Annotated in this window: 4 protein-coding genes; all 4 read left to right on the top strand. The window is 75.4% G+C overall.

The features are described from left to right. The first annotated feature begins 163 nt into the window (after positions 1 to 163). The 4 genes from AB0E07_RS28420 to AB0E07_RS28405 all read left to right on the top strand — a co-directional run bounded on the left by AB0E07_RS28420 (position 164) and on the right by AB0E07_RS28405 (position 7,475). Positions 164 to 1,570 (top strand): PLP-dependent aminotransferase family protein, encoded by a 1,407-nt coding sequence (locus AB0E07_RS28420; protein WP_362258171.1) that lies wholly within the window; start codon positions 164 to 166, stop codon positions 1,568 to 1,570. Positions 1,571 to 1,694: 124 nt separating this feature from the next. Then, positions 1,695 to 3,269 carry an alkaline phosphatase D family protein gene (locus AB0E07_RS28415; RefSeq protein WP_362258157.1) on the top strand — a complete coding sequence of 525 codons (1,575 nt, stop codon included), beginning with the start codon at positions 1,695 to 1,697 and terminating at the stop codon, positions 3,267 to 3,269. 130 nt (positions 3,270 to 3,399) lie between these two features. Continuing rightward, positions 3,400 to 4,857, top strand: coding sequence for an SWIM zinc finger family protein (locus AB0E07_RS28410; protein ID WP_362258154.1), 1,458 nt, complete (start codon positions 3,400 to 3,402; stop codon positions 4,855 to 4,857). Next, entirely contained in the window at positions 4,854 to 7,475 is a 2,622-nt protein-coding gene (locus AB0E07_RS28405; RefSeq protein WP_362258152.1) for a DUF6493 family protein, read from the top strand. Before AB0E07_RS28410 ends, AB0E07_RS28405 begins: the two co-directional genes overlap by 4 nt. Positions 7,476 to 7,634 lie beyond the last annotated feature (159 nt).

Genomic DNA, 7,634 nt, shown 5'->3' with positions numbered 1-7,634 from the left:
CCAGGACGTGGGCGCCCTGGCGCGGGGCGGCGCCACCGGCGACGGCGGTACGGAGCCGGCCGCGGCGGACGAGGGCGCGGGCGGGGCGCGTGGTGCCGCGGACCGGGGCGGCGCCACGGGCGACGGCGGGGACGGCGGGGCGGAGCCGGGCTCGGGGGGCGGGGTGTCGGTCGGGTCCGCCGCGTGGGAGGTGCTGCTTCCCGCGGCGGGGGCGCCGGCACGCGCGCGGGGGCGGGCGCTTCAGGCCGCGCTGCGCGAGGCGGTCCGGTCCGGGCGGCTCGCCCCGGACACGCGGCTGCCGTCGAGCCGGAACCTGGCCGCGGACCTCGGCGTGTCGCGGGGTCTGGTCACCGAGGCGTACGAGCAGCTCACCGCGGAGGGCTACCTGCGCAGCGGCCGGGGCGCGGGCACCTGGGTGGGCGGCGCCACGCGTTCGGCGCGGCCACGCGTGCGTGACCTGGCGCCCCGCGCTCCGGGCGCCGTGGCCGACTTCGTGCCCGGCACGCCCGACCTGTCGCTGTTCCCGCGCGCCGCGTGGGCCGCCGCGCAGCGCGGGGTGCTGGCCGAACTGCCGCACCAGGAGCTGGGATACCCCGACCCACGGGGCCTGCCCCGGCTGCGTACGGCGCTGGCGGAACTGCTGGCCCGGCGCCGGGGTGTCGTCGCGGACCCGGAGCGGCTGCTGGTCGTCTCCGGGGTGGCCCAGGCGACGACCCTGCTCGCCTTCGCGCTCCGCGCCCGCGGGATCGGCACGGTGGCCGTCGAGGACCCCGGCAGCCCCCAGCACAACGACCTCTACGCCGCCGCCGGCGTCACGACCGTCCCGCTGCCCCTGGACGACGAGGGTCCGGCCGTAGGGCCACTGCGGGCCTCGGCCGCGCGGGGCGTCGTGACCACGCCGGCCCACCAGTACCCGACCGGTATCGCCTGCTCCGCGCGCCGTCGTGCCGAACTCCTGGACTGGGCACGGTCGGTGGACGGGTTCGTGCTGGAGGACGACTACGACGGCGACTTCCGCTACGACCGCGCTCCCGTGGGCGCGCTCCAGGGCCTGGACCCCGAGCGGGTGGCCTACGCGGGCTCGGTCAGCAAGTCGCTCGCGCCGGGCCTGCGGCTGGGCTGGCTGCTGGTCCCGGAGGCGCTGGCCGACGAGGTGGTCGAACGCAAGCGGACCATGGACCTCGGTCATCCCACCCTGGACCAGGCGCTGTTCGCCCGGTTCGTGGAACGGGGCGACTACGACCGGCAGTTGCGCCGCTGCCAGCGCGCGTACCGGGAGCGGCGGGACGCCCTGGTGGCCGCGTTGGAGGAACACTTCCCGGGCTCCCGGGTGTCGGGCATCGCCGCCGGGCTCCATGTGATCGCGGTGCTGCCGCGGCGGTACGCGCCCGAGGCGGACTTCCTCGCGCGCGTCGCGGCGGCCGGGATCGCCGTCCGCGCCCTCGCGGAGTGCGCGCACGCGGGTACCTCCGGGTACGAGGACGTACGGCTCGTGCTGGGGTACGCGCATCTGGCGCCGGCCCGGATCCGGGAGGGCGTGCGGCTGATGGCGGAGGCCGCCGGCGGGTGAGGGCGCGGCGGGGGCTGTCCCCCGGCCCGTCGGGCAGTTGTTCACTTCTGGTTTGCGTGTGCGCTGCGGTGCACCAGTAGGTGTGGACCGCACACTGGCCGGATCCCGTCCTGGAGGCGCACTCATGGCACAACGTCCGTTCCCGGGCCGTCGCAGCGTTCTGCGCGGCTCGCTCGCCGCGTCGGCGGCACTGACCCTGCCCACCGCGCTCGGCGCGGCACCCGCGTTCGCCCGCTCGGGGCGGCCCTCGGCGGGCTGGGGCGTGCAGACGGGCGACGTGACGACCGACTCGGGTCTGGTGTGGGTCCGCTCCGACCGTCCCGCCCGGATGATCGTCGAGACCTCCGCCACCGAGTCGTTCCCCAATCCGCGCAGATGGCACGGACCGCTGCTCGGCCCCGGCACCGACTTCACCGGCACGACCCGCCTGCGCGGCCTGCCCTCCGGGGAGCAGATCCACTACCGCGTCCTGCTCGCCGACCCGGACGACCCGCGCCGCACGGGCGAACCGGTGACCGGCACCTTCCGCACCGCGTCGGCGAAGCGGCGCGACGGAGTGCGGTTCGTCTGGTCCGGCGACCTCGCCGGACAGGGCTGGGGCATCAACCCCGACCTCGGCGGCTACCGCATCTACGACACGATGGCCGGCCTCGACCCGGACTTCTTCCTGTGCAGTGGCGACAACGTCTACGCGGACGGGCCGATCAGCCCGACCGTGACCCTGCCCGACGGGCGGACCTGGCGGAACGTCACCACCGAGGAGAAGTCGAAGGTCGCCGAGACGCTCGCGGAGTTCCGCGGCAACTTCCGCTACAACCTGCTCGACGAGAACCTCCGGGCCTTCAACGCGCAGGTGCCCTCGGTCATCCAGTGGGACGACCACGAGGTCACCAACAACTGGTACCCGGGCGAGATCCTCGGCGACAGCCGCTACACCGAGAAGAGCGTGGACGTGCTCGCCGCCCGCGCCCGGCAGGCGTTCTCGGAGTACTTCCCGATCTCCACCCTCCGCCGCCCCGAGGGCCGGGTGTACCGGGCCCTGCACCACGGTCCGCTGCTCGACGTGTTCGTCCTGGACATGCGCACGTACCGCAACGCCAACTCCCCCGACGACCAGTCCACCGACCCGGTCGGCATCCTCGGCCGCGAGCAGTTGGATTGGCTGAAGCGGGAGTTGTCCCGCTCCCGGGCGGTGTGGAAGGTGATCGCCTCCGACATGCCGATCGGTCTGGTCGTCCCGGACACCGGCGACGGCAGGCCGAACATCGAGGCGGTCGCGCAGGGCGACCCGGGCGCCCCGCTCGGCCGTGAGCTCCAGATCGCCGAGCTGCTGCGGTTCGTCAAGCACCGGCGGATCACCGGCACGGTGTGGCTGACGGCGGACGTGCACTACACCTCGGCGCAGCACTACCAGCCCTCGCGGGCCGCGTTCACCGACTTCGAGCCGTTCTGGGAGTTCGTCTCGGGCCCCCTGAACGCCGGCGCCTTCCCGGCCAACGCGCTCGACGGGACATTCGGCCCGGAGCGGGTGTTCCTCAAGGCCCCGATGGTCGCCAACGTCTCCCCCGCCGAGGGCTACCAGTTCTTCGGCGAGGTCGACATCGACGGAGGCAGCGGCGAGCTGACGGTACGGCTGCGCGAGCAGGACGGCACCGTGCTCTTCACGCAGGTGCTCCAGCCGGGCCGGGTCGGCCAGTAGGCGGCGTAGGCTTCACACGCGTGTCGCGCACCGGCGTCATCCCCCGGCGCGCGGCACGCGCAACGTGACCTCCGCGAGGGTGTTTTGGCTGGTCGGGGCGATTGTCAGTGGTCGCGTCTACGGTTTTTCCATGACGCGATCACTGCAGGCAGTGGCCTATCGCCGACCCTCCGTGCTGGAGTCAGCCGCGGACGGCCGCCGCCTGGGCCTGGAGACCTCACGGGGTACGACGCCCACCGGCGCCGCCGACCATCCCCGCTTCTTCTCCGGGTTCCTGACGGACCCTCAGGCGGCTTCGGCGGGCCTGCTCGCGGTGGCCGACGTGGCGGCGGCGCGCTACTACCGGCAGCAGCTGCGCGCCTCCCTCGACCCGGTGGTGACCGGGAACGGCGACCGGCTGCGCTTCGAGTCGTTCTCCGGCTGCGGCGGGGTGTACGCCCGCCTGGACGTGCTGTCGGCGGGTCTGGACGGGGCCGAGGTGGGCCACGGCACGACGAACGTGGACGTCAACAACCCGCTGCGCGAGGCGCTGTCGAGGACCGGCACGGACGATCCGCTGCATCTGCGGGTGGGGCCGGACGAGCTGGCGGTGACCACGCTGGACGGGCCGGTCGTGGAGAAGAAGGTCCCGCTCCCCGACCGCTGGCTGCGCGGCTTCGCGGAGTCCCAGGTCGTCGCGGCCGGTTTCGACCTGCGTGCCGAGCTGCCGGCCGTGGAGGCGGTGCGCCTGCTGCGCGCGCTGCCGAGGGCCGGCACCCGTGGCGCGGCGGGTGGCCCGCGCTGGCTGGTCCCGGCGGGCCGCGCCCTGCGCCCCACGACGCGGGCGGTACCGGGGGCGGTGTGCCTGCCCGGGCCCGAGCGGCTGGTCGCGCTCCAGCGGGTGCTGCGGCACGCCACGGCGCTGCGGGTGTACGGGCCCGCGGTGGGCGCGGGGGCCGCCGCGACCGCGAGCGCCTGGGAGCTGGTCCTGCCGGGCATGCGGCTCACCCTGACGCTCTCGCCTGACGCCTCCCGGGGCTTCTCCGGTGAGGGCGGTGTCCTCGACGCGCTCGCCACGGACGAGGCCGCCGAGGACGCCGAACTGATCTCGGTCCTGCTCGCGTGGGAGCCGCGGGTGGACGTCGCCGACCTCGCCGCCGCCTCGGGGCTCGGCGCCGAGCGCGTCCGGGCCGCGCTGGTGCGCCTCGGGACCTCGGGACGGGTCGGCTACGACACCGCCGAGGCCGCCTACTTCCACCGGGAACTGCCCTACGACGCGGCGCGCGTGGAGCGGCACAACCCGAGGCTCCGCTCCGCCCGCGCGCTGGTGGCGGCGGGTGCGGTCGCCGTGGACGGCGCCCTCGGCACGGTGACCGCCGAGGACGGTCATGTGCACCGGGTGCGGGCGGAGGCGGGCGTGCTCACCTGCACCTGCCAGTGGTGGGCGAAATACCGGGGCGGGCGGGGTCCCTGCAAGCACGCGCTGGCGGTACGGATGGTCCGGCGGGGCGCCGCGACCCCGGCCCAGGAGCGGGACACGGTGACGGCGCGGGACACGGTGACGGCGGGGGACACGGTGACGGCGGGGATCGACGGGGGTGTGCGATGAGTTCGCTGATCGAGACGGTCCGCGCGGGCCGGATCGCGGAGACGGTGAGCCTGCTGGACGGCATGACGGACGGCGAACGGCGGGCGTTCGTACCCGAGTTGCGCGCGCTGCGCAAGGAGCTGCGTCCGGACCGCTGGAGCCGGTGGAGCCGACGCGTCCTGCCCGCCCTGCACCTGGCGGGCGCGGCCTGCCAGACCGGCGCGGCGGCCGTGGCGGACTGGCTGGCGGCCGGTGACTTCGCCTGGTCCCCCGCTCCGCCCGTGCGGCTGGTCGACGTCCTGGCCGACCGGGACACCGCGTGGCTCGCCGATGTGACGCACCGGCTCGCCCGCCGCCCGGAGAACGCGCGCGTGCCGTACGAGTTGATGAGCGGCCTGGTCCGGCTCTCCGCCTGCCCGGTGCCCACGACGGCCACCTATGTACGGGGCTGGCTCATGCACATCGGCGGCAGTTGGGTTCGCTCTGGCCCGCTCGCCGACCGGCTCCGCCAGGAGCCGCAGCTGGCCGAGCTGGTGGCCGCGCTGTTCGAGATCGACGAGATCGGCTCGGTCCTCGGATGGCTGACCGGGGAGGGCCGGGACAGCTGGCACGCCTCGCTCGCCCGGCTCGCCGAGGAGGGCGTCCTGGAGCGGAAGGCGCTGCTGGACGGATGTGTGGCCCGGCTGCTGCGGGGCGGCCGGGCCTCCGACGTCCGGGCGTTCCTGCACCTGGTGCGGGCGCTGGAACCGACCCGTGAGGAGCAGCGGGAGCGCGTGGCCGACTGGACGGCACTCGCCGGGGACGCGGCCTCGCCGGTCGCCGCGCACGCCCAGTCGGTGCTGGCCGGGCTGGCACTGGACGGGGAACTCGCGCCGCACCGGCTGGCCGAGATGTCCCAGGCGGTGCTGTTCCGCACCGAGAAGAAGCTGGTGCGGTCCCAGCTCGTCCTGCTCGGCAAGGTTCTCGCCCGGGACGCCTCCGCCACCGAGGTGCTGCTGCCCGCCCTGGCGCAGGCCCTCGCGCACCCGGACTCCGAGATCCAGGAGCGGGCGGTCAAGCTGGTGGAACGGCACGCCCCTGGAACCGCGGAAACGGGAATCCGGGAGGAACTCGTGTCGGCTGCCGAGCAGTTGACGCCCGCCCTGCGCGCGCGGGTGGCCGGCGCGCTCGGGGTCGCCCCGGCACCGGCGGCGCCCTACGAGGAGTCCCTGCCGCCCGCCCCGGTGCCGGAACGGCTGGCGCCCGCTCCGGAGTCGGCGGCCGAACTCGCCGAGGAGGTGGGGGCGCTGCTCGCCGCGGAGGACGACGTCGCCGCCTTCGAGCGCACGCTGGACGGACTGGTGCGCCATGCCCACCGGGACCGGGACGCGCTGCGGGAGGCGCTGGCGCCCGTGGTGGGCCGGCTGCACTGGTTCTCCGTCGACCAGGTCGATCCGGGTGACTTCTTCGGCCATCGGCCTCTGGAACTCGTCCTCGCCGCGCTGCTCGGCCGGACCGCTCCGCACGGGTTCCGCGGCATACCCCAGGACCCGATGTCGCGGACGGACTGTGTGCACGCCCCGCTGAGCCGGGCGTTCAACGCCCGCATCTGGGAGGTCGCCCGGCTCGTGTCGGCGGACCCGCCGCCCTTCCTGCTCGCCACCCCCTCCTTCGGCACCGGCCTCCTCGTACCGGACGAGTTGGTGTCCCGGCTCGACACCTACCGGGAGCTGGGGGTGACCCCGGCGCCCGTCGACTTCGCGCTGGCGCTGCTCCGGGTCGGACGGAGGGACCGGACCGCGGCCGGGGCGGCGGCCGAACGGGCCGTCGCGCTCGGCACGCCCGAGGGCGACCGGCTGGCCCGGTGGCTCACCTCGGGCGGGCCGGACCTGCCGGCGGTACGGCGGCGCACGGCGGGCCCGCGAGTGCTGCTGGAGTTCTCCGAAGTCGAAGAGCTCCAGCGGGACTTCCCGCCCGAGCTGCGACCACTGGGCCGCCCCGTGAGCGTCTACCGCGAGCGCTGGCACTGCTACCACTGGGACGGCGCCCAGCGCCCGCACTGGGCGGCCCTCCTGCCCGAACGGCGGGAACTGGTCGCGGTCCGGCTGCTGCGAGATCTGTCCTCGACCGCGGTGGAGGACACCCGGGGCGCCGCCGCGATCCTTCCCCGGCTCGCGGAGTCCGGCGGCGAGGCGGGCCCGGCCCTGCATCTGGGGGTGGCGTACGGGCTGGGGGCCCGGCACGAGGCGGACCGGCTCGCCGCGGTGGACGCGCTGCTGGTCCTCGCGGCCGGAGGGCAGTTGGACACCGCGCGGCTGGGCGGGGACCTCGGCGGTCTGATGGCGAGCGGGACGGTCAAGCCGTCACGGCTGGTGGAGTCGGTGCGGACGGCGGCGGCCACCGGTGCCGAGGCCACCGTCTGGGAGGTGCTCCGGCACACCCTGCCGGCCGTGCTGGCCGAACCGGCGGGTGCGAGGACCGGCCCGCCGCCGCGCGGGCTTGCGGATCTGCTGGCCTTGGCCGCGGACTGTGCCGGGCGCTGCGGCGCGCGCGGCGAGGTGCCGCAGCTGGCGCAGACGGCGGAGCGGGGCGGCTCCTCCCGGCTGGTGGCGCAGGCACGGCGGCTGCGCGGCACGCTGGAGGCCGGGGTGGCCGCGTGACGTAGCCGCCGGGGGCCATGCAGGGTGGCCGGCGGTGGACACGGGTGGGGCGGCCAGGCAGGAAACGTGACCGTGCGACGCCGGCAACACAACGGCAAAAAGAGCGGCAAAAGGTGCAGAAGTGATCTTTACCGCCCGGTCACAAAGCGTTCGTGATCA

Origin of the sequence: Streptomyces sp. NPDC048002 (assembly GCF_040653275.1) — a bacterium.
Taxonomy (GTDB): domain Bacteria; phylum Actinomycetota; class Actinomycetes; order Streptomycetales; family Streptomycetaceae; genus Streptomyces.
This window is presented reverse-complemented; position numbering and strand designations above follow the sequence as displayed.

Coding starts and splice junctions, on each gene's coding strand:
- AB0E07_RS28410 (WP_362258154.1), top strand. CDS start 3,400: ATGACGCGATCACTGCAGGCAGTGGCCTATCGCCGACCCTCCGTGCTG.
- AB0E07_RS28415 (WP_362258157.1), top strand. CDS start 1,695: ATGGCACAACGTCCGTTCCCGGGCCGTCGCAGCGTTCTGCGCGGCTCG.
- AB0E07_RS28405 (WP_362258152.1), top strand. CDS start 4,854: ATGAGTTCGCTGATCGAGACGGTCCGCGCGGGCCGGATCGCGGAGACG.